This window comes from Paenibacillus xylanilyticus (assembly GCF_009664365.1).
Classification (GTDB): domain Bacteria; phylum Bacillota; class Bacilli; order Paenibacillales; family Paenibacillaceae; genus Paenibacillus; species Paenibacillus xylanilyticus_A.
On sequence record NZ_CP044310.1, the window covers coordinates 3,664,404 to 3,685,534 of the forward strand.

Annotated in this window: 17 protein-coding genes; 9 read left to right on the forward strand and 8 right to left on the reverse strand. The window is 45.4% G+C overall.

What is annotated here, in order from left to right; genetic code table 11:
• Positions 1-39: 39 nt before the first annotated feature.
• From F4V51_RS16255 to rarD, 4 genes are all read right to left on the reverse strand, one after another.
• Positions 40-2,028 (reverse strand): hydantoinase B/oxoprolinase family protein, encoded by a 1,989-nt coding sequence (locus tag F4V51_RS16255; RefSeq protein WP_153978830.1) that lies wholly within the window; start codon positions 2,026-2,028, stop codon positions 40-42.
• Entirely contained in the window at positions 2,025-4,070 is a 2,046-nt protein-coding gene (locus F4V51_RS16260) for a hydantoinase/oxoprolinase family protein (RefSeq protein ID WP_153978831.1), read from the reverse strand. The genes F4V51_RS16255 and F4V51_RS16260 overlap by 4 nt, the downstream gene beginning before the upstream one ends.
• 15 nt (positions 4,071-4,085) lie before the next feature.
• Entirely contained in the window at positions 4,086-4,838 is a 753-nt protein-coding gene (locus tag F4V51_RS16265; protein WP_153978832.1) for an FCD domain-containing protein, read from the reverse strand.
• Between the two features lie 370 nt (positions 4,839-5,208).
• Positions 5,209-6,087 (reverse strand): EamA family transporter RarD, encoded by an 879-nt coding sequence (gene rarD, locus F4V51_RS16270; RefSeq protein ID WP_153978833.1) that lies wholly within the window; start codon positions 6,085-6,087, stop codon positions 5,209-5,211.
• A gap of 178 nt (positions 6,088-6,265) precedes the next feature.
• Here rarD and F4V51_RS16275 point away from each other — a divergent pair, with 178 nt between their 5' ends.
• A complete protein-coding gene (locus tag F4V51_RS16275; protein ID WP_153978834.1) occupies positions 6,266-6,667 on the forward strand; it encodes a VOC family protein in 402 nt (133 codons plus the stop codon).
• A gap of 73 nt (positions 6,668-6,740) precedes the next feature.
• On the opposite strand, the gene F4V51_RS16280 is transcribed toward F4V51_RS16275, so the two are convergent.
• Positions 6,741-7,391: a GntR family transcriptional regulator gene (locus F4V51_RS16280; RefSeq protein ID WP_153980726.1), complete on the reverse strand. Its 651-nt coding sequence runs from the start codon at positions 7,389-7,391 to the stop codon at positions 6,741-6,743.
• 292 nt (positions 7,392-7,683) lie between these two features.
• On the opposite strand from F4V51_RS16280, the gene garR reads away from it, so the two are divergent.
• The 4 genes from garR (at position 7,684) to F4V51_RS16300 (ending at position 13,005) form a co-directional block, all read left to right on the forward strand.
• Complete coding sequence (gene garR / locus F4V51_RS16285) at positions 7,684-8,592, forward strand: 2-hydroxy-3-oxopropionate reductase (protein ID WP_153978835.1); 909 nt, start codon at positions 7,684-7,686, stop codon at positions 8,590-8,592.
• On the forward strand, positions 8,579-10,012 hold the full coding sequence (locus F4V51_RS16290; RefSeq protein WP_153978836.1) for a four-carbon acid sugar kinase family protein: 1,434 nt from the start codon (positions 8,579-8,581) through the stop codon (positions 10,010-10,012). Before garR ends, F4V51_RS16290 begins: the two co-directional genes overlap by 14 nt.
• A gap of 132 nt (positions 10,013-10,144) precedes the next feature.
• Complete coding sequence (locus F4V51_RS16295) at positions 10,145-11,464, forward strand: gluconate:H+ symporter (protein WP_153978837.1); 1,320 nt, start codon at positions 10,145-10,147, stop codon at positions 11,462-11,464.
• 275 nt (positions 11,465-11,739) lie between these two features.
• Positions 11,740-13,005, forward strand: a complete 1,266-nt coding sequence (locus F4V51_RS16300) for a TolB family protein (RefSeq protein WP_236146568.1) — start codon at positions 11,740-11,742, stop codon at positions 13,003-13,005.
• A 407-nt stretch (positions 13,006-13,412) separates the two neighbouring features.
• Here the strand turns inward: F4V51_RS16300 and F4V51_RS16305 are convergent, their stop codons facing one another.
• Positions 13,413-14,183, reverse strand: a complete 771-nt coding sequence (locus tag F4V51_RS16305; protein ID WP_153978839.1) for an alpha/beta hydrolase — start codon at positions 14,181-14,183, stop codon at positions 13,413-13,415.
• A gap of 123 nt (positions 14,184-14,306) precedes the next feature.
• On the opposite strand from F4V51_RS16305, the gene F4V51_RS16310 reads away from it, so the two are divergent.
• A complete protein-coding gene (locus tag F4V51_RS16310) occupies positions 14,307-14,924 on the forward strand; it encodes a TetR/AcrR family transcriptional regulator (protein ID WP_153978840.1) in 618 nt (205 codons plus the stop codon).
• 347 nt (positions 14,925-15,271) lie between these two features.
• Here F4V51_RS16310 and F4V51_RS16315 read toward each other — a convergent pair whose 3' ends face one another.
• Entirely contained in the window at positions 15,272-16,498 is a 1,227-nt protein-coding gene (locus F4V51_RS16315; RefSeq protein WP_153978841.1) for a multidrug effflux MFS transporter, read from the reverse strand.
• Positions 16,499-17,189: 691 nt separating this feature from the next.
• The gene (locus F4V51_RS16320) at positions 17,190-17,387 is read right to left on the reverse strand and encodes a hypothetical protein (protein WP_153978842.1); all 198 of its coding nucleotides are present in this window, start codon (positions 17,385-17,387) and stop codon (positions 17,190-17,192) included.
• 240 nt (positions 17,388-17,627) lie between these two features.
• Between F4V51_RS16320 and F4V51_RS16325 the strand changes: the two genes are divergently transcribed.
• From F4V51_RS16325 to F4V51_RS16335, 3 genes are all read left to right on the forward strand, one after another.
• On the forward strand, positions 17,628-19,232 hold the full coding sequence (locus F4V51_RS16325) for a type 2 periplasmic-binding domain-containing protein (protein WP_153978843.1): 1,605 nt from the start codon (positions 17,628-17,630) through the stop codon (positions 19,230-19,232).
• A gap of 93 nt (positions 19,233-19,325) precedes the next feature.
• A complete protein-coding gene (locus F4V51_RS16330; RefSeq protein ID WP_095357605.1) occupies positions 19,326-20,216 on the forward strand; it encodes an ABC transporter permease in 891 nt (296 codons plus the stop codon).
• A gap of 14 nt (positions 20,217-20,230) precedes the next feature.
• Entirely contained in the window at positions 20,231-21,121 is an 891-nt protein-coding gene (locus tag F4V51_RS16335) for a carbohydrate ABC transporter permease (protein WP_153978844.1), read from the forward strand.
• The last annotated feature ends 10 nt before the right edge of the window (positions 21,122-21,131 follow it).

Here is a 21,131-nt window from a genome sequence, read left to right on the forward strand (position 1 = left end):
AGTTGGTTTAATATCTATACACGATCACATTTTGCAGGCTTACGTATGACCTGTTCCCTGCAGTCCGATGCTGTTCCTTAATCCGCTCACGGTGGAGGCAATCTCCCCTGTTGTCACGGACAGACCATCGGCATGCCTTTGTTCCAAAATGTCCATCGTACGGCGCTTCAGGTAATCCCGAAGAGCAAGCGGATATTCCTTTAATACTTGTCCCAATGTCAGCTGCATCTCATCGCTCCAGATGGCTTCGAATTGGTCTCTGGTTGGACCATAACTGAAATCCTCCATATTCATCTGCATAGTCGCCCGCAGTGAATGCGTTTCAGAGTCGTCAACATTGGTGCCCTTCACCACGACGCCATAAAGTTCACGTGCTTTTGCGATGGAAATCAAACCGCTTCGAACATCTGCGAGCACGGACTGGGCATTTCGATTTAACGGATCTCCGTATCCTCCTCCTCCTTGGGACAGGAAGGTCACTGTGTCGCCCGGTTGCAGCAGCAGTTCATCAATCCGGCCAAGGTCTCTCTCATCGGGAAGCCCCTCATTCATAATAGCCTCTCCATGTGTTCCGACATCGCCGCCCATTCGGCCCCAAGGCTGAAATTCCATGCGCTCCATGTTGCGTGCCGTCATAACCGTGTCTGGTGTGACGATTCTAACCCGCAGGGCGATCCCGCTTCCGCCGCGATATTCCCCGGCCCCCGCGGAGTCTTCTCGAAGCCCGTAATGTTCAATGAGGACTGGCATTTCTGCCTCCACCGTTTCTGCCGGAATGTTGCGCAGATGACCAACGGCGAAATCCATACCGTCAATGCCGTCTTTCATTGGTCTTGCTCCGGAACCACCGCAGATTGGCTGGATGACCCCAACCTTTTTCTTTCCGTCATTTGCATCCGTCATTGCCATCATGACGATACAGGCTTGTCCTGCACCTGCCGCAGGCACTTTACTGGCCTCGGCTTTGCTAAGAGCACCCGTGATCACGTCCATCAGACGGATAAACGTGGCTGCTCGAGCGCCGACAGCGGCCATCGGTTCCGGATTCAGCACCGAGGCTGGTGGCGCGTAATTACTCACCATGCGGATCATGCCGGAGTTCCATGGAATTGTCGGGTCCAGGGTGCGGAAATAGCGAATCAACGCAGGGACTAGCATGTAGTGGCCTTGCTGATTATGCGTCGGAATATTAAACGAAGCCCGGACCTGAGGGTCGGTGCCGCTGAAATCGAGATGAATATTGCTATCTTCGATTGTCATTTTGCATCGTAAACGGATGGGATATCCTCCTGGCCCCTTTTCGAGATAATCCCAGAAATCATAAGCTCCATCCGGAATTTCACGAACGATGGCACGAGCCTTCATTTCGGCATATACAAGCAATTGCTCGATGCCCTGCTCAATCCGTTCCGCGCCATAACGCGCGATCAGTTCGGCAAGCCGCTGTTCACCCCGATTCAAGGCCGCCATCAGCGCTTTGAGATCCCCAAGGTTTTGCTCTGGAATCCGGCTGTTATCCAGAAACATTCGCATAACCTGCTCGTTCAACACGCCTGCTTCATATAACTTGACTGGGGCGATGCGTATGCCTTCCATATGAATATCGTATGCACTTGGAGAGACACTCCCAGGTACCTTACCGCCAACATCGGATGAGTGAACGAAACACATCCCATAGGCAATAATGCGCCCCTTGTGGAAGTAGGGCTTGATGAGATGAATATCGGGAAGATGAGTTACCATGCCTTTGGTCGCATAAGGATCATTGCAGATAACCAAGTCCCCTTCCTGCCAATCCTCAATGCTGCGTATCGTTGCTTCTGCTGGAATACCGAGCGAAAGGTTATACCCTGTTTCCAGCGGTGAACCAAACGTCTCTCCGGAAGGAGACAACAGATAAGTACCGAAATCACCGGTCTCTTTGACAAAAGCGGTAAATCCCGTTCGCAGAACGACGTTAGCCATCTCTTCGACCGCCGCTTGGATTCGATTATTGAAAATTTCCAGAAATACCTTGTCTGCGATCATTCCGCCGCCTCCCCGATCAGATTGCCGTGCGCATCCCTTCTTACGTTATAACCTGGAGGAACAAAAATGGTCGTATCGTATTCCTCCACAATGACTGGACCCGGAATACTTGCTTCCAGCGGGATCTGTTCCCTAGTCAGCACTTTCGCCGTTCTCCGCGCATGATCGAACGTTATCATTCGTTCCTCTGCTCCTCCGCCATGACTGACTTGAGCATACGAATCCACGCTTCCATGGCTTGGTACGATGCCGACAATTGTCGCCCGCAGGCTGATGAACATCACTTCGGATTCCGGCTGGCTGATTCCAAAGACATTATGATAGAACGCATGGAACTTCTCCTTGGCCTGTTCAGGATCGGCAATCTCTTCCTGCGTTAGGGCAATCTCCAGATCAAAGGCCTGTCCTTCATATCGCATATCGGCACTGTAGAGACAGTAGACGCTCTCGAGTTCAACACCGCCCCGGGCCTCTATCTCTACCCAGCTTCGCCCCTGCTGCTCCAGATCTGCATAATAGGAGGCCAATTCTCCACTGGCTAATGCATGGCTGCTCTTGTGCAGTGATAGGACAAAGTCGTTTCGAAGATTTGCCACCGTGCAGCCCATGGCACAAAGTGTTCCAGGAGCAGGTGGCACAAGTACACGCCGGATCCCGACTTCCCGGGCCATCAGAAACGCATGCATTGGTCCCGCTCCTCCGTAAGCCAGCAGTGTGAAATCACGCGGATCCACACCCTTACGAGCCATTAGAGGCGAAAATTGGGCGTACATGTTCGCTGTGGCCACATCCAGAATCGCTTGTGCGGTCTGTGAAGCGTCAAGTCCCAGCTTCGTGCCGACCGTGTTCAGTGCACGTTCCGCGAGTTCTGGATGAAGTCTCATCTGACCACCAAGGAAACGATCAGCCTGCAAAATGCCAAGCTGCAGGTAAGCATCCGTCGTTGTGGGTTCCTCACCACCTCGGCCGTAACATGCAGGTCCCGGATAGGCTCCGGCGCTGCGTGGACCAACCTTGAGTACACCGACGCTGTCGAGCCATGCAACCGATCCACCTCCTGCGCCAATCGCCGTAACATCAACTGCCGGCAAAATGACCGGAAAATCACCGACTTTGTTTTCGGTGGAATACGCCGGCTCCTTGTCAATTAAAGCCACATCCACACTAGTGCCGCCCATGTCGAACGTGATGACTTGATCAATGCCGGCCTTCCTGGCAATATGCGTCGCTGCAATGACACCTGAAGCCGGACCCGAGAGCAGGGTGCGAACAGGTTCACTCGCTGCGCTTGCCGCTGTCATGATGCCACCGTTGGACATCGTGGAGAGCAGATTTGCTTTTAAACCGTACTGATGAATACCTTCCTGCAGCCTAACAAAGTACGAACCCATGCGTTCGCCTACATATGCATTCATGGCCGTTGCGAGTGTCCGCTCGAATTCACGCTGCTGCGGCCAGATGGCACTACTGCGGCAAATGAACAATTGCGGATGCCGTTCCCTGATGATCTCTTCGGCTTCCTTCTCATGAGCAGGGTTAGCGTAAGAGTGCATAAAGCTGATCGCCAGTGCGGTAATGCCTTCGTTCACCAATTCGTCAACTGCCTGTACCAGCTGATCTTTGTTGAGAGGTTGCAGCACGTCTCCACTAGCTAGCGCCCGTTCTTCAATTTCTTTGACGAGATATCTCGGTACGAGCGCCTCCGTTTTATCACCGTACAGGTTCGTCGTATCCTCCAGGCGAAGTCTTCGAATTTCAAGAATGTCCCGAAAGCCCTGGGTTACGAGCAGCCCGGTTACAGCTCCATTGCGTTCGATCAACGTGTTCACACCAAGCGTCGTGCCATGCACGAACATATCGATATCGCCAATGTCGACACCTTGTTCCTGAAGCTGATCCAATGCATTAAAAATAGCCTGTTCTGGCGCTTCTGCGATAGATGGCGTTTTCAGTGCAGCCACCATTCTGCCTTGCCGATCCGTCACCAGCGCGTCCGTGAACGTGCCCCCGATGTCGATACCCAAGCGATAGTTTTTGTCCACAAGTTCATCTCCTTTTTAACGCGCTTCCTCGATGTTTAATATCTGGTTTTTTATAGCAAAATAACGTTTGACGTCTTCGATCATCTGATTGATATGATTGACCATCGCGGCTTCGGCTTCTTCCGGGGACCGTGATATGATGGCATCCAGGATCTGGCGATGATCCACCACCAATTCACTCCCTACCGTGCGCCGAATATACGCAGTCTCCAGAAAGTCTCTGCTGGTGTCCCATACCAATTCCACGGCATGACGCAAAAACTGATTCTGCGCTGCAAAGGCGAGCAACCGGTGGAATTCCCGATCTTCCTCATAAGGTATAATATTTTGCTCCAACTTCCGCTGCTGCTCCTCAATGGATTGTTCGAGCAGATGGATGTACTCTTTCGTGGCATACTCAGCCGCCAACGAAGCAATCTCCCTTTCCAGCGCTTTGCGTGCAACGAGAATGTCGAGCAGCGCCTTTTCCCCAGAATGGTTCAGCGTCTGCATCAGACGTGAGTTCGCATTTTTCTGCTGCAGCTCCCGTTCAATTAACTTCAGCCGTTCTGAACCCGCTTCGGTCAAAATACGACCTTTCCTGCCTTCCAGCGCCGTGTACCCTTCAACGTCCATCTCCATAAGCCGTCTGCCTATGGTTGCCTGGCTTAATCCGTATTTTTTGCCTAACGTATGAACGAGCGTACTTGCACCGATAGGAGCAGTTGCATCCTGAAGCTGCTTGAGTAGGTCGTACTCCAATTCCAATTCATATAACTCTGGAGCCACATGTTCCCCTCCTATATATGTAAGTTTCACTATCTTGTTACTCACTGATGATTAACGTAATAAACAGAAGTATAACTTCTATCGAACATAATATCAATCATTCTGACCAAATTAGTATGAATTGATTTTTTAAATGACATTTTATCTGATAAGATCATGGATAGACTCCGAAAATAAACAATCATCTACATTTTTCATCCTTACGGAAGAAGGATTGCTTCTATAGTACGAATCACTCATTTGCGTTGTTCATGATGATTTAATATGCAAATTTTGTTAGAAGGGATTAAATTGAAACAAAATAGCAAAAGGACATTACCATCCATTGGATAGTAATGCCCCAGATGACAAAACCAAATCTCCCCTGCCGTCAGCTCGCTTTCGCGAGTTTCGTGCCACGTACGGACGATATCGCATAAACGATCAGTGAAGTCCAGATCAACGCAAACCCAACAAGGAGAACCGGTGATACGGATTCCTTAAATACGAATATGCTTAGGAACAGCATGATGGTTGGCCCGATGTATTGTACGAATCCGAGTGTGGACAGCGACATCCGTGCAGCAGCACGAGCAAAAAATAAGAGCGGCAGCGCTGTTACCACGCCAGAAAGAAGCAGGCCGATAAACATAGATGAAGGCAGCGTCCATGCAGTCGATTCTCCTACGACCGCCAAATAGATCCAGTAGCCCAGTGCAATAGGCAAGACTACAGCCGTTTCCGACAGCAAGCCTACAGAAGCGTCTTGCACTGTCTTTTTCTTCGCAAGTCCATACAAGCCAAACGATGCAGCCAGCGAGATCGCGACCCACGGAAATCGACCATAGTCGATGGCGATAATGAGTACTGCGACAGCAGCAATAGCAATGGCAAGCCACTGGCCGCGGTTTGGCTTCTCATGAAGGAAAACAACAGCTAGCAGTACGTTTAGCAGTGGGTTCAAATAGTAACCAAGACTTGTCTCAACAACGTGTCCATTGTTGACGGCCCAGATGAAAATAAGCCAATTCACTGCAATCAACAGTCCACTTGTGGCGAGCGATAGCAGCTGTGACCGATTAGCAGCAATCCGCTTCATATCACCCCAGCGGCGCTGGACAGCCACGAGAATACCCATGAAGACAAACGACCAGACGACACGGTGGGACAGAATCTCGCCTGCGGGCACATCGTTGAACAATTTCCAATAGAGTGGGAGAACCCCCCACATGATATAAGCAATGATAGCGTTGACTAATCCGTTATTCATGAATCCAATTCTCCTCTTCTCTCTCTCTGATGTCTGAACGGATTATACGCCTTGATCCTAATCTAAGTAAAGGAAATAATCTGACATGAATGAAGCCACGCTCAATTCGAACTGTCTTGGGAAGCTGCAATAGAGTATAGTAAGTTTAGTTCGAACTATATTCCAGGAGGCTACAGCCATGTCACAGGATATTTGGATTAACCTTCCAGTCAAAGACGTTGAGAAATCTACTGCTTTTTTCAATGAGATTGGATTCCATGCGGTAAGCGTTGGTAGCGAAAGAGCCAGGCTTACCATCGGTCAAACCACAATTCTGCTGTTCCCGGATACGTCGTTTGAGAAATTTACAGGTTCAACCATCGCAGATACTTCCCATAGCGCAGAAGTCATATTCTCAATTGGTGCTGTCAGCAGAGAAGAAGTTGATGCTTTTATTCAGAAAGTTGAAGTTGCCGGAGGAAGTATCTTTGGAAAACCAGCTGAAAATGAAGGCTGGATGTACGGTGCAGGATTTGCTGACCTCGACGGTCACCGGTGGAACCTGCTATATATGGATGAGAGCAAAATGCCGAAACGCTAATTAAAAACGCCGGTAACCTTATTAAGGTCACCGGCGTTTTCGTTATACCTCTTCACTCTTACCCTCTTGCCTCTTACTGATTACTCATGACATGTAGATAAAAGTTCAGATCGTTCTCTAGGTGCTTTTTCATCAACTCTTCGGCTTTCTCGCCATCTCTGGACTTGATTGCATTATAAATTTCTTCATGCTCATCAATCAGATGAGGACGATTGTAGATGACAACGGTTTTCCTGAACAGATAAATAATAGCCTGCATCCGGTCTATAATGTCGATCATGAGTGGATTATTACTCGCTTTTACAATGTCATTATGGAAGCTTTCATTCGCGGACATAATCTCATCCTTGGTCCCCGATCTCCCGATTTCCACATACTTGTACAGTTCCTCAATCTCGTTGTCTTTCAGGAAATTCGCCGCGCATTTAGCTGAATACCCTTCCAACAATATCCGAACATTGAACAAATTACGTAAGTCCTTTTCCGTTGGCTTGACCACTTTCTTTTTAACAATTAATCCTTCGTTCTCCAGTTTTCGTATGGAATCCCTTATGGGCGTTCTGCTAACTCCAAGCTCTGCCGCTAGTTTCTCTTCAACGATCTTTGTACCGCTAGGAAGCTCACCGTTTAAGATCTTGTCTCGGAGAATTTCGTAACACTGATGATACGCCGGTCGTGAGCTATTATTGTCATGCACTAACTTCACCTCAGTTTCATTTCTCATCATAAATATAGTACCAAATTATGTTCATAAAATCATTCCAATAAACGATGCCTCGCAATAAAAGTATACGTTAATTCATTAATTGTATACAATTTTATATTTTAATGTATACAATTTTTAATTTTTAGTATACAATGAAAACGCAAACAACGATGTAAGCGGTTGCTGAAGCAATCATTTTATATTCCGTAACTTAAGTTCACTTCAACGTTGTTTGAATCTAATCTGTGTACAGCAATCAATTCATAGGCATATAAGCCTTTCTTAGAAAAGTTATTAGGAGGAAAACATCATGGCAAAAAAAGTTGGCTTTATTGGACTCGGCATCATGGGGAAACCGATGGCTCTAAACCTCAGAAAAAAAGGACACGAATTAACCGTTAATGATCTGAATCAGGAAGCGGTACAAATATTGGTAGAATCGGGTGCAGCTGCTGCCGCCTCACCTAGAGAAGTCGCTGAAAACTGTGAAATCATCATCACGATGCTCCCTGCATCCCAACATGTGCAAGCTGTTGTTCTTGGTGAACAGGGCATTTTATCCAGAGCCAAAGAAGGCTCGATTATTATCGATATGAGTTCCATCACTCCAGCTGTTTCCATTGCTCTTGCAGAAGAAGCTGCGAAAAAAGGCGTCGGCTTTTTGGATGCCCCCGTTAGCGGCGGAGAACCTAAAGCCATTGATGGTACATTAGCCATTATGGTGGGCGGTAAAGAAAGCGTATTCGAACAAGCCAAGTCCGTATTGTTTGATATGGGAACGGCTGTCACCTTGGTTGGAGATAGCGGATGCGGAGTTACAGCGAAGCTCGCGAACCAAATCATCGTTAACTTGAATATTGCTGCGATGTCCGAAGCCCTTGTTCTGGCTGCCAAAGCGGGCATCGATATTGAGAAAATGTATCAGGCCATCCGAGGCGGATTAGCAGGCAGTGCTGTTCTGGATGCCAAAGTTCCACTCATTTTGGACAGAAACTTTGCCCCGGGAGGCACAATTGCTATCAATATGAAGGATATTACCAATGTTATGGATACAGCTCACGAAATTGGAGTACCTCTCCCCCTTTCCAGTCACCTATTGGAAATATTCCATGCCCTAAAGGTGGACGGAAAATTAATGGACGATCACGGCGGGATCGTACAGTACTATGAAAAATTAGCAAATGTTGAAGTTAGGGGTCTTGGCCATGAAAACGAATAAACGCTCTGTTGAAGAAGTGTTCAGTAACATTCCTTCTGTGGATACCAGCCTTGTCCAGGAAATGATCGCTAAAGAGCTTCAACGCTTTAATCACAAAATTATCGTGTTGGATGATGATCCAACCGGTGTTCAAACGGTACATGGTGTATCGGTCTATACGGATTGGTCATTGGAAAGCATCGACAGAGGTTTTAAGGAAGAGAATTCGATGTTCTTTGTTCTCACCAACTCACGCGGATTTACAGCTGCGGAAACGACAAAAGCACACCAGAACATCGCTGCAAATATCGTAGCAGCTGCCAAGAAAAACAACCGTGAGTTCACCATTATTAGTCGTGGAGATTCCACACTCAGAGGTCACTACCCGCTGGAAACGGAAGTATTGAAGGATACCGTGGAAGCACATTCCGATATCCGATTTGACGGTGAGATCATCCTTCCTTTCTTCAAAGAAGGCGGACGCTTCACAATCGATAATATTCACTACGTTCAATATGATACGGAACTGGTTCCTGCCGGAGAAACCGAATTCGCTAAGGACCGCACCTTTGGTTACACCAAATCCCATTTGGGTGAGTGGGCTGAGGAAAAATCGAATGGTCAGTATAAAGCTGAACACATGACTTACATTTCGCTTGAAAGCCTGCGTGCCATGAACTTGGATCTGATTGAACAGCAGCTGTTGAGCGTTGAAGGTTTTAACAAAGTTATTGTGAATGCGGTCGACTATGTCGATGTACAGATCTTCACCATTGCTTTAATTCGAGCCATCAACCAAGGTAAACACTTTATGTTTAGAAGTGCTGCTGCCCTTACGAAGGTCATGGGAGGCGTTAGTGACAAAAGTCTGCTCACGCGTGAAGAGATGATGAGTGATCACACAAACCATGGCGGATTAGTCATCATCGGATCTCATGTTAAGAAAACAACGGAACAGTTTGAAGAATTGAAGAAATCCGGTGCAGTAGAATTTGTTGAATTTAATGTTCACCTTGTTCTGGAGCCCGATCAATTCGAGAACGAGCTTAATAGAGTTGTGGAGACTACCAACCAATTCATTCTTCAAGGTAAAAATGTGGCTGTCTACACTCGAAGAGAACGCTTGGATCTTGGAGAAGACCGAAAAGAAGAGGAATTAAAACTTTCCGTCAAAATTTCGGATGCCGTCACGAGTATTGTCAAACGTTTGGAAGTAAGACCATCGTATATCATTGCTAAAGGTGGAATTACCTCGAGCGATATTGGAACGAACGGTCTGGAAGTAAAACGAGCTACTGTTGCTGGACAGATTCGTCCAGGTATCCCTGTGTGGACAACAGGCAGTGAAAGTAAATTCCCGGGGATTTCCTATGTCATCTTCCCTGGTAACGTCGGTACCAAAACGGATTTGAGAGAAGTCGTTGAGATGTTGAGTTCGTAATCATTCTAATTCAATCTAATATGACCAGACTGTAAGGAGTAACACTGACTAACGAAATACTACCAAAATCAATCGTGCACTCCTTACAATAGGGTCTCCTTCATCAAGCTAATATAGAAAAGAGGAAAATACATGCCAATTATCTCTGTTACCATTGGGGTCATTTTACTGCTCATATTAATGATGGCTTTTAAGTTAAACGCTTTCATATCACTCATTATTGTATCCCTGGCCGTTGGTGTACTGGAAGGAATGACACCGATTCAGGCTGTCGAATCCATTGAATCCGGTCTGGGCGGAACATTAGGACATTTAACGATGATTATTATTTTCGGAGGTATCCTCGGAAAACTGATGACCGATTCCGGTGGTGCGCAGCGTATTGCGACAACCATGATCGGTGCTTTCGGTCAAAAACGGACTCAGCTAGCAGCAGTTATTACGGCGGCTATTGTTGGAATCGCTTTATTCTTTGAAACAGGTGTAGTGGTATTAATTCCATTGGTATTTACCATCGCGAGAGCAGCACGTGTGCCAGTTCTGTATCTGGGGATGCCCGTTATTGCAGCACTGATCACCATGCACGGATTCGTCCCTCCGCATCCTGGACCAACAGCGGTTGCTAACGTTTTTGGAGCCAATATCGGATTAACGATGATCCTGGGTATAATTATTGCGATCCCTGCTTTTATTCTTGCGGGTCCGGTTTACACCAAGCTGTTCAAAAAAGAAGCATTGCAGATCGATATCCCTAAAGGTCTGTTTAATCCGAAGGAATTCAAAGAAGAAGAACTTCCTAAATTCGGAATCAGTCTTTTTACAGCTCTTCTACCGGTTATTTTGATCGCGCTTCAAACCGTTGTTGAGATTTTTGCTCCTGATTCAGCAATTTCGCCAATAACGGACTTTATCGGCAATGCAAATGTGGCTCTTTTAATTTCAGTTATTGTGGCTATCTTTACTTTTGGGTTAAATCTGGGTAAAAAAATGCCTGAGATTATGACCTCACTGAGCGAATCTGTAAGCGGAATCGGAATGATCCTGTTGATCATCGCTGGTGGTGGTGCGTTTAAGCAAGTTTTGATCGACAGTCATATTGACCAATATATTTCTGATCTTATGTCAGGCTCGACCCTCTCTCCACTCCTGTTAACCTGGCTGATCGCAGCAATCTTAAGAATAGCTGTCGGTTCTGCAACCGTAGCCGGTATGACAGCAGCTGGTATAGCCGCACCTCTGGTTGCTGCAACGGGCGTAAGTCCCGAATTGATGGTTCTCGCAGCGGGTGCCGGTAGCGTTACCTTCTCTCATGTCAATGATGCAGGATTCTGGATCTACAAGGAGTACTTCAATCTTAGTATTGGTAAAACGATAAAAACCTGGTCGGTCATGGTAACGATAATCTCACTTGTGGGACTTGCTGGTGTCCTGATTATGGATATGTTCATGTAAATCGTTAATAGGTAACGAAGTAATAAAGGCACGTTCTTATTAGAACGATGCCTTTATTTTTTTGATCAACATATTAGAGACAGCACTTTGTGATATTGTCCGACTATGATATCTGTTATTCGCCCATTTTCCATTCTTGAATATATTGTAGGAATTCGAATGGAAGGACGGATTGGCATATGAACCGTATTGATCGTGAAGCAATCCTTTTTAATTCTAATGTTGGGGGTGGTTCTTATGACATTTGGCTTTATCACGTTTTAACAGGTCGGACCATGAAGTTAACCCAGAATCTTGGTGAAGAATTCTCCATTCCATATTGGTCTCCAGATCTTCAGCACATCGCCTTTATCGGCAAAAATAATATGGTGATGGTATTGAATCTTAACAGTAGAACATGGGCACAAATTGATCAGATTGAGCCTTATTCTTTACTGAGCTGGTCACCGGATAGTCATTACTTGGCTTATGTCAAGGACCATCGGATTGTGATCTACAATATCTACACGCATGTCAGTGGCTCGATCGTTCAATATGGAGTCTCCGATGTTCAATGGTTTCCCTCTGGAGAAGCTTTCCTATTTGCAGCACCGGATGAAGCAGGCATTGCTCAATTATATAAGATTAACCGGGATGGCATGAACAAACAACAATTAACGCGTAATACGGAGGGGCCACTCCACAATGTCAGAATATCTCCTAATGGAGAGTTTGCTCTATATACTTCCCCGGGAGCCAGCATTTCCTTAATCACTACCGTGAATTTATCTACAGGAGTGAGCTACCAACTCCAAGGTGGACCTCAGGCCAAGAACTATTTTCCCGAATGGTCTCCAGACTCGGCGACAGTCGCATACAGTGCCACAGATATCGTGAATAATCAATACGTTTCATTCATCCAAACTGACAGCCGAGCTGGCGGACAGCAAAAAACATGGGCGGTCTCCACCTGTTTCTCCACCCCGCTTAGTTGGTCTCCGGACGGGAAACGACTTGCCTACTTATCAGGATGCAGCAATCAAGAACAAGCAGACGAAATTTGGGTTATTGATTTAGATCACCCTAATCATCCGACCAAGGTTGTTCAAGCCAAATGGATTACATCTCTAGCTTGGTCACCACAATTCGATGAACATGATTCCTATAAATTATACCTAAACCAGGTATACAAGGTATCCTTCTACTATCCACAAAACTGGCGCAAAGTAACCGAAGAACGATTCGAAGGATCGGACGGATTTTTTCAAATATCGGCCATATCTTCCGAAGAGGAGCTTCACGCAGTATGCAGAGCGGAAGCCTTCCATGTCCTGCAACCCTATGGAACCAATCCTCGAATCTTCCCTGCTTTGGTTCAAGCACAGGAAGCCTGTTTCATATTTCCTTCTGAAGACCAACCCGTAGAGATGAGAAATCAGGCTGCACTTATTGTCAAATATCCTACTCCTGTTGTGATTCAAGGAAGTACGTATTCCTACTTCATCTTGTGGGCCGATCAGGATCACTTAATCTCACTGGTAAAGACTTTGACTTTCATTTAATCGAAAAAGAAAAGCCGCCTTGTAATAGGCGGCTGTTTTCTGTGAGGCATGTGATATGATCTACCTGGTGTACCTTTCAATATCGTTTATCTCCGAATGCGACTCTCTTCGATAATGATCTTCGTACTGACGAACATCATTCTTCAACTTTATTACGAATCCCCATCCCATTAAGGCAAGTAAAAGTACAGTAATCAAGGCATAAGCGAAACTGAATAAATTCATGAAAAAATTAATAAATATTGCGCCCAGTATGAATCCTAAAATCCATAATACCCATTTTGTGCTCTTTTTCAACCATCTTCCTCCTTGAATCGATTCCTTATTTTCCCTTCTATGTATCATAGTACATACGAAGGTAATTATAAATAGTTTCAAATCAAGAAATGAGGATTCACAACTAGATATTAGCGATTTATTAGGTTAAACCATCCTTCGAGTCCAGCTACTACTTCCTCCAATTGCTGTTCCTCCGTGATTGCTGGTGCATGATCTCCTTTTTGTTCCCCGTACGAACCAAACTGTCCATGATTACCGCCTTTGATGCTTACATATGTCGTGCTTTGCGGAAGATTTATTTTGGATTCTTCCCATCGTTCGACATTCAGCACTCCATCATCTGTACCTGTGATCTGTAAGGCGGACAAGTCCGTCTCCTTCAAGCTTCCACTCTCGTCAGCGTAGGACGCTAAGTAAAAGACACCTTCCAGCGTGTCTGTATGCTGCGCAGCATACCGTGATGCAAAGACACCTCCCAGCGAATGCCCACCAATTACAAATGCTTCGTCAGGATGTTCCTCAATAAAAGAATCCGCCTTGTTTTCCCCAAACATGGCTAAATTTAAAGGCATTTCGGCAATATAGACTCTATGTCCTTCTTCTGCTAATTTTCTGGCAAACGGAGCATAACTGGCTGGTTCCACTAGACCTCCCGGATAAAAAATGATGTTGGGTTCCACGATCTCTGTACCCTCCGGTTCAAAGCGATAGCCATTTTTGATCTTATTGATGCTAACCTGACCATCCGGGTTCATGGCTGCTTCGGCTCTTTCCGACGGACTATACGTGACAGATTGGAGATAAACGAAAAGTCCAATCACAACTATAATTACGGATAGACAAGACCAAATGAGGACCTTTTTCCACTTGTTACTGCGTTTTGCTGTCTTCAACTTCATTCCACCTTTATTCATTACTCGTTTTAGTTTCATATAAATTATACTTACCGGTAAGTATAATTACAAGTTGATTTTGCTTATGAACGAGGTTTGTCATAAAATATTCAAGGAGGAGAGTGTGCAATGCCAGATAAATCACCCAAACGTTTACCCGGAAGACCCAAGCAAGCGGATACCCAAATTTCCGTGCAGCAAACGATCATTTTAACGGCTTCCAAATTGTTCATGGAATACGGCTACGAAACTGTCACGCTCCAACAAATTGGAAAACGATGCAATGTGTCTAAGCCGACCATATATTATCACTTTGCTAGCAAGCCTGAACTTTTCAAGGTAGCTATGATAACCATGTTCCAGAATGTACGCCGAGTAACTTCAGACTTTCTTGATCAGTCTGAACATCTGGAGGATGGACTTATACGGCTGGCCGAAGCAAGGCTGGCCAACCCGCATGCAGAGGTTGAAACCATGATTAGAGAAGCTGAGCCTTTTCTTGAGAAAAATCAAATTCAGGAAATCAGAGAAGCCGAGGCTCGCATTCATGACGTATTGGCGTCTCATTTCCAATTGGGCATCGACCAGCAAATACTCCGCGAAGACGACCCCATGTTTTTAGCTGAGACTTTTTCGACCCTGATGTTAATGGGGAATCGGGAGAACACCACACAAAAGTATGAATCTAATCTTGCACTGGGTCAAAGGTTAGTAGGTATCTTTCTGAGAGGTGCAAAATCAACTTAAGTCTTTGTCTCACCAGTGTATTTTATGTTTTTTTGATTTCCTGAGGAACTGTTGCAGATCAGTTCATGAACTGCATTATTAGATTGTTACCCGCAGTCGAGCTTAAGTCTTGGCTGCGGTTTTACATACTGTGTTGTAGAAAATAACGAACAATATAATTACCTACTTTATGCTGTTGGTGATTTTCAATTTTCTGATTATTTATTTTAGTACGTTCTCTACAGGTATAGCTATTCGTACACGTTCTTATTCCTTCATCAGAACTGGGCTCTGGTCCCTACATATAAAAAAAGCCGCTAAATGGTATTAGCGACTTTTCGAAGTACAATGTTTTAGGACTCGGTTAACTACATGTTGAGATCGGACTGAACCTCTTGAGTATGATCGGGTACCTTTCTAACGAGTACGAAGTAAGTGATAATCGCAACAATACTCGTCCCTAACAAAGTAAGGCCCAATGGAACAGCCGTATCTTCACCGGCAATCCCCACCAACGGAGCGACCAACGCGCCAAGCAAGAAGGGAACAACCCCAAGCAATGCTGCGGCACTTCCGGCACTTTTGGCTTGACTCTCCATGGCTAGTGGAAATGCTGCTGTTGACGTAATCCCGATAGAACATACAAAGAAGAACAGCGGTATAACCAGAGCAAATAGAGGGCCATGAGCCAGAGTCACCATCAAGGCAGCAATACTTGCCACAAGCGCAAGCCATAGTCCCGATAATAAGAGCGTCTGCTCAGAGATTCGCTGTGCCAACCGGCCTACAAGCTGAGAGCCAATGATCAGGCTGATCCCGTTGGAAGCAAATAATATAGCAAAAACGGTCGGCGTGACTCCATATATATTTTGATAGATAAAAGGTGTGCCTGCTACATATGCAAAAACCCCAGCCGTCATAATTCCCTGTGCCAGCATGTAACCTACGAACTTCCGGTCACGTAGAAGCTGTCCATAGTTCCGTAACTGAAGTTTAAAGTTAGGAGCAACGCGTCGTTCAGGCGGGTTTGTCTCTTTCAGACGCCACTTGGTCATTGCCCATAAGAACACTCCCAGAACAGAGAGTGAAATGAATACACCAATCCATGTCGTAAATGAAAGAACGCCACTGCCTGCGATCGGTGCTGCCAAAGGCCCCAAATTTCCTACAAGCAGTAATAAGGAGAAGAACTTGGTAAGCTCATGTCCACTGTACAAGTCGCGAGCTATCGCGCGGGAAATAACGATCCCTGCTGAAGCCGAGAAGCCTTGAGTGAAGCGAAACAAAATCAACAGACCAATATTCGGAGCGTAGGCGCACGCCAATGAACAAATGATATAGGCGGCCATGGAAATCAATAACGGTGTACGTCTTCCATAAGCATCGCTCAGTGGTCCCATGACCAGTTGTCCCGCACCTAGCCCTAGCAAGCAAGCAGTAAGACTGAACTGAACAAGTGAAGCGTTCGTGTTGAACGTTGCTGCAATCTCAGGGAATGCTGGTAAATACATGTCGATCGTGAATGGGCCCAAGGTTGAAAACAAACCCAATAATAAGGCCAGGCCTGCAACATTCCATTTGTTGCTTTTAATCATTGATCCATACCTCTCTCTAAAAATTACTTTAAACCTTTAGACAGTATAGCTCTTAGAGTTAACTTTAGGTCAAGCTATATTTGAACGTTCATGATTCAAGCATTGTACGAACTGCTATTAGTTAGCCATGCTTCATGTATTAAACCAAGTAAAATAAAACCGTTAATCATTTTAGATTCACGGTTTTTATCTTTTACTGTTCGTTTGACATAACCTTTAACCACAAACAACACAAAAAAAGCCGCCCATATACACGGCAGCTTCGTTGCTTTTATTTCAATATAACGTTGGAACCGGAGAACAATTGTAGGAACGAATCTCACGCAATCCAATTGAATACTGATTCCATCTCCCGCCAAAAAATCTGTAACCATAAGCTCTTGATTCACCGACCGCTGTCAGGAAAAACCAGAAGTTGTCTCCATTTCGAAGCCACATATACGTGAAATGATAAATGCAATTTTGAAGTCCCACTGGATTAACAGGATAGGGAAACATGGATTGTGGATAAGCCATATTGTCAGATTCACTCCTTATAGGTAATTGACCTAACACCACTTTATGCCCAGAGTTGCGATTTGGGTTGGGTGTGAGCCCAGGAGATCTGCTGTTTTAAAACATTCAATTTGCATATTAGCTTTCATCCTTGAAATGAAAATGTTCATGATAAATCGCATCCATCCCAACCAACTTACCACTCTTTTTTATGAGAATAGGCGAAGTTTTGATTTAACGGCATTCGAAGTACTTGATAATTATGATCTCGTGGTAGAGCATTAACTTCGTTCAAAGCTAATTCACGTGTAGTGTAGATACCTATTGGAAAAAAATTAGGAAAAGCTGCTGTTCTATCAGCAACGAAAATTCCCCATACATAATCATTCGTCACATCCTTCACCTCCTTCTGCTTCCGTATTGAAAAAACAAAAACCCTATTCCTGAGTAAAAAAAGGGTTAGGCATAAGTAAAATAAGTGCACGTTCCCTTCCTCTCCATTCTCCTCTCAGCTTCAAAAGTAAAAAAACGAACGCGTTCTCGTCAATAACTTTGATATCGCGTTATCCCTTTCTAGATTACAATATTTTCAAGAATAGATTTGCTGAAATATTGCTAATAAGGGGGAAAAGAAATGAACAAGAAAAGCAAATTGGTCATGTTGTCATTATGCATCTCATCCTTATTACTGGCCGCGTGCACGAGTGATGGCAGCGCCGGGAAAAGTCCAACGAACAACGACTCAGACACCAATGAGGCTGGAATGGTAACCATTCACACGGTAACCTCTGAATACACTTCGGCCAAATACCCCAAGGGTGACGATATCACCAACAATGTGTGGATCAGGAGATACAAAGAGAAACTTAATATTGATGTAAAAACAGACTGGGTCAGTGATGAATACGAGACCAAACTGAATCTGGCCATATCATCGAACGATCTTCCTGACGTCTTTCGGGTGAACCCCTCACAATTACGACAGTTAATTGAAGCAGATATGGTCATGGATCTTACAGATGCATTTGATCAGTACGCCTCCGACCGCCTCAAAGGATATATGAAAGCGGATGCAGACAGTTTCGAATCGGGTAAAAAGGACGGCCAATTGTACGGGATACCTCAAATGCACTGGGGTTTAATTGATCAACCGGACTTCGTCTGGATCAGGAACGACTGGAAGGAAGAACTGGGGCTCGAAGATCCAAAATCCGTGGCAGACATCAAGAATATCGCACTGAAATTTATGGAAAAGCACGGTGGTTATGGCATAGCGGTAGATCAATCCCTGGATTATCTGAATCTGCTCGCCATCGCATGGAACGCTCATCCGGATATTTGGATCGAGGATAGCAGCGGAGAGCTCGCATATGGCTCAATTCAACCGGAGATGAAAGCAGCACTGGCTGAATGGGCCGAATGGTATAAGCTTGGCATCATTGATCCGGAATTCGCGATCAAAGACTTTAATGCCATGAATGCCGATATTGTCGCTGGCAAAGTGGGCATGCAGCCTTACTATCAATGGTGGGGCTATAACCCTGGAGTGGATACGGTAGCCAATTTGGGCAAGGACGCCATCTTCTATCCGTATATCATCCCCACAATCGACGGTAAGGAAGCCAAACAATCGATCTCTTTCGCGAACGGCAACTATATTGTCATGAAAAAGGGATTTGAACATGCTGAAGAAGTTATTAAAATTCTGAACGACTATGCTTATATCGTTGATGAAGGCCAAGGCAAGGAATCGCAAGAAACGTTATCCGCCTTATTGGACAACGATATCGCTCACGTGGTTGGGGCCTTCCGTGTACTTAATCCGAACTCGGACTATGAGCAGTTTGAGGCGGTATCCGCAGCACTTCAGTCCAAGGACACCAGCGGGCTCACCACTTCGGGAATGTGGCAAAAGTATAACAACAGTATTGAATTCATGGAAAATGCAACGCCAGGAGCAGTCGGTGACTATTTGCAGCAAGGGGCTCCTAAGAATGCTTATGGTCTTGCGAAAAAAGTGCTCGATAGCGAGAACTATGTCAAGACAGGTTTATGGGGAGTAACCCCAGAAGCGTTGGCGAGCTACGGCACAACTCTGGATGATATTCTGACCGAAGGATTCACCAAGATCATTATGGGTACGGAAAGTATCGATTACTTCGATGTGATTGTTCAGAACTGGAGAGCTGCCGGCGGGGATGAAGCGACTCGCGCAGTCAATGAAGCTTACGGGAAATAAATAGGTTTGGTAGCGGGGATGAGGAATTTTAACTTCTCTCCCCTTTTATTTTGCCGGAGATTCGATCTTATTACCGTGAACGGAGGAAAATGAATGCTGAGAAAATTAAAGCAGCAGAGTCCTTACCATTTAATGTTGATACCTAGCCTAATTTTGGTTTTCATCTTCAGTTACATCCCATTCTACGGACTCGTTATTGCCTTTCAGAAATACAATCCGGGGCTGGGGTTCAATTCTCCATGGGTAGGATGGGACAATTTCTCGCACGTGTTTAATCAGCCCAATTTCGTTAGGACAATCTGGAACACGCTGTATATGTCTGTCTTCAAAATCATTGGCGGCATTATTGTGCCTGTTATCTTCGCCTTACTGCTCAACGAGGTCGTAAGAAGCGCAGTCAAACGCACGTTCCAAACCCTTGTTTATATCCCTAACTTCCTCTCCTGGGTTATCATGGCTGGCATTATGCTGGATATTCTTAGCGCAGATGGCATCGTCAATTCATTTTTAGGGGTATTCGGGATAGAGAAAATCTCATTTCTAGGCACACCATCCATTTTTCCTTGGACCATGATTATAAGTGATATCTGGAAGGGCTTTGGCTTTGGTACCGTTGTTTATCTGGCAGCCCTAACCAGTATCGATCCCGGGCTATATGAAGCTGCTGTGATTGATGGAGCCAAACGGTGGAAGCAGACCATATATATTACTCTGCCGCTTCTTATGCCCACCATTGTGCTAATGACCGTGTTGTCCCTTGGAAATGTACTTAATGCCGGCTTTGATCAAATTTATAACCTATACTCCCCTGTCGTCTATCAAACAGGCGATATTATCGATACCTATGTGTATCGTTTAGGGATTCAACAGGCGCAATATTCCATCGGTACCGCTGTCGGATTATTCAAATCCATCATTTCCACCATACTGATGGCCCTATCTTATTTCCTGGCGTATAGGGTAGCAGGCTATCGCATCTTCTAAGGAGGGCTATCCCTATGATCAACGATAAAAGTATAGGTAGACGTCTGTTTCATATCATAAACTACACCATATTGATGATCATCTCTCTACTATGCATTCTGCCATTTATCAACCTGCTTGCCGTTTCATTTAGCAGCAGTGCGGCAGTGTCTGCAGGCAGTGTTACCTTCTGGCCCGTAGAATTTACGACAAAAGCGTATGAATTTGCATTATCCGGCGGGGCATTCTATTCTTCCCTTTGGGTAGCCGTCAAACGTACCCTGCTAGGGACACTCGTTAATCTTGTCCTGATTGTGCTTACGGCATATCCGCTCTCGAAAACAAAACAAAAACTAATGGGACGGAATGTATATATGGGATTTTTCATCGTGACCATGCTATTTAACGGAGGATTAATCCCTACCTATCTCGTGGTAGTCAAAATGGGACTGATCGATTCGATCTGGTCACTGATATTACCTGGCGCTCTTCCTGTCTTCAGTATGGTCATTCTCATGAACTTCATCAGGGGATTGCCAGAAGAGATCGAAGAATCCGCAATTATCGATGGTGCGGGTCCTTTACAAGTCCTTGTCCGTATTTTACTCCCCCTTCTCAAACCTGCTCTCGCAACGGTTGGGTTGTTTAGTATCGTTGCCCATTGGAATTCCTGGTTCGACGGAATTATCTATATGAACAATCCGGACAATTATCCATTACAGAGCTATCTGCAGACGCTCCTGCAGAGCTTTGAACAAATCATGCTGAAATCAGGCTCCGATTACACTCAGCTGCTCTCCATGATGAACGCCAGAACCGGGCGTGCCGCCCAGATGTTTTTGGGTGCCATTCCGATCTTGCTCGTCTATCCGTTTTTACAGAAGTATTTTACGAAGGGTTTGGTACTTGGTAGTGTCAAAGGTTAACGCAAGAGGC

Coding starts and splice junctions, on each gene's coding strand:
- F4V51_RS16290 (WP_153978836.1), top strand. CDS start 8,579: ATGAAAACGAATAAACGCTCTGTTGAAGAAGTGTTCAGTAACATTCCT.
- F4V51_RS16325 (WP_153978843.1), top strand. CDS start 17,628: ATGAACAAGAAAAGCAAATTGGTCATGTTGTCATTATGCATCTCATCC.
- F4V51_RS16280 (WP_153980726.1), bottom strand. CDS start 7,391: ATGAGAAATGAAACTGAGGTGAAGTTAGTGCATGACAATAATAGCTCA.
- garR (WP_153978835.1), top strand. CDS start 7,684: ATGGCAAAAAAAGTTGGCTTTATTGGACTCGGCATCATGGGGAAACCG.
- F4V51_RS16295 (WP_153978837.1), top strand. CDS start 10,145: ATGCCAATTATCTCTGTTACCATTGGGGTCATTTTACTGCTCATATTA.
- F4V51_RS16335 (WP_153978844.1), top strand. CDS start 20,231: ATGATCAACGATAAAAGTATAGGTAGACGTCTGTTTCATATCATAAAC.
- F4V51_RS16305 (WP_153978839.1), bottom strand. CDS start 14,183: ATGAAGTTGAAGACAGCAAAACGCAGTAACAAGTGGAAAAAGGTCCTC.
- F4V51_RS16300 (WP_236146568.1), top strand. CDS start 11,740: ATGAAGTTAACCCAGAATCTTGGTGAAGAATTCTCCATTCCATATTGG.
- F4V51_RS16330 (WP_095357605.1), top strand. CDS start 19,326: ATGCTGAGAAAATTAAAGCAGCAGAGTCCTTACCATTTAATGTTGATA.
- F4V51_RS16255 (WP_153978830.1), bottom strand. CDS start 2,028: ATGATCGCAGACAAGGTATTTCTGGAAATTTTCAATAATCGAATCCAA.
- F4V51_RS16310 (WP_153978840.1), top strand. CDS start 14,307: ATGCCAGATAAATCACCCAAACGTTTACCCGGAAGACCCAAGCAAGCG.
- F4V51_RS16275 (WP_153978834.1), top strand. CDS start 6,266: ATGTCACAGGATATTTGGATTAACCTTCCAGTCAAAGACGTTGAGAAA.
- F4V51_RS16315 (WP_153978841.1), bottom strand. CDS start 16,498: ATGATTAAAAGCAACAAATGGAATGTTGCAGGCCTGGCCTTATTATTG.
- rarD (WP_153978833.1), bottom strand. CDS start 6,087: ATGAATAACGGATTAGTCAACGCTATCATTGCTTATATCATGTGGGGG.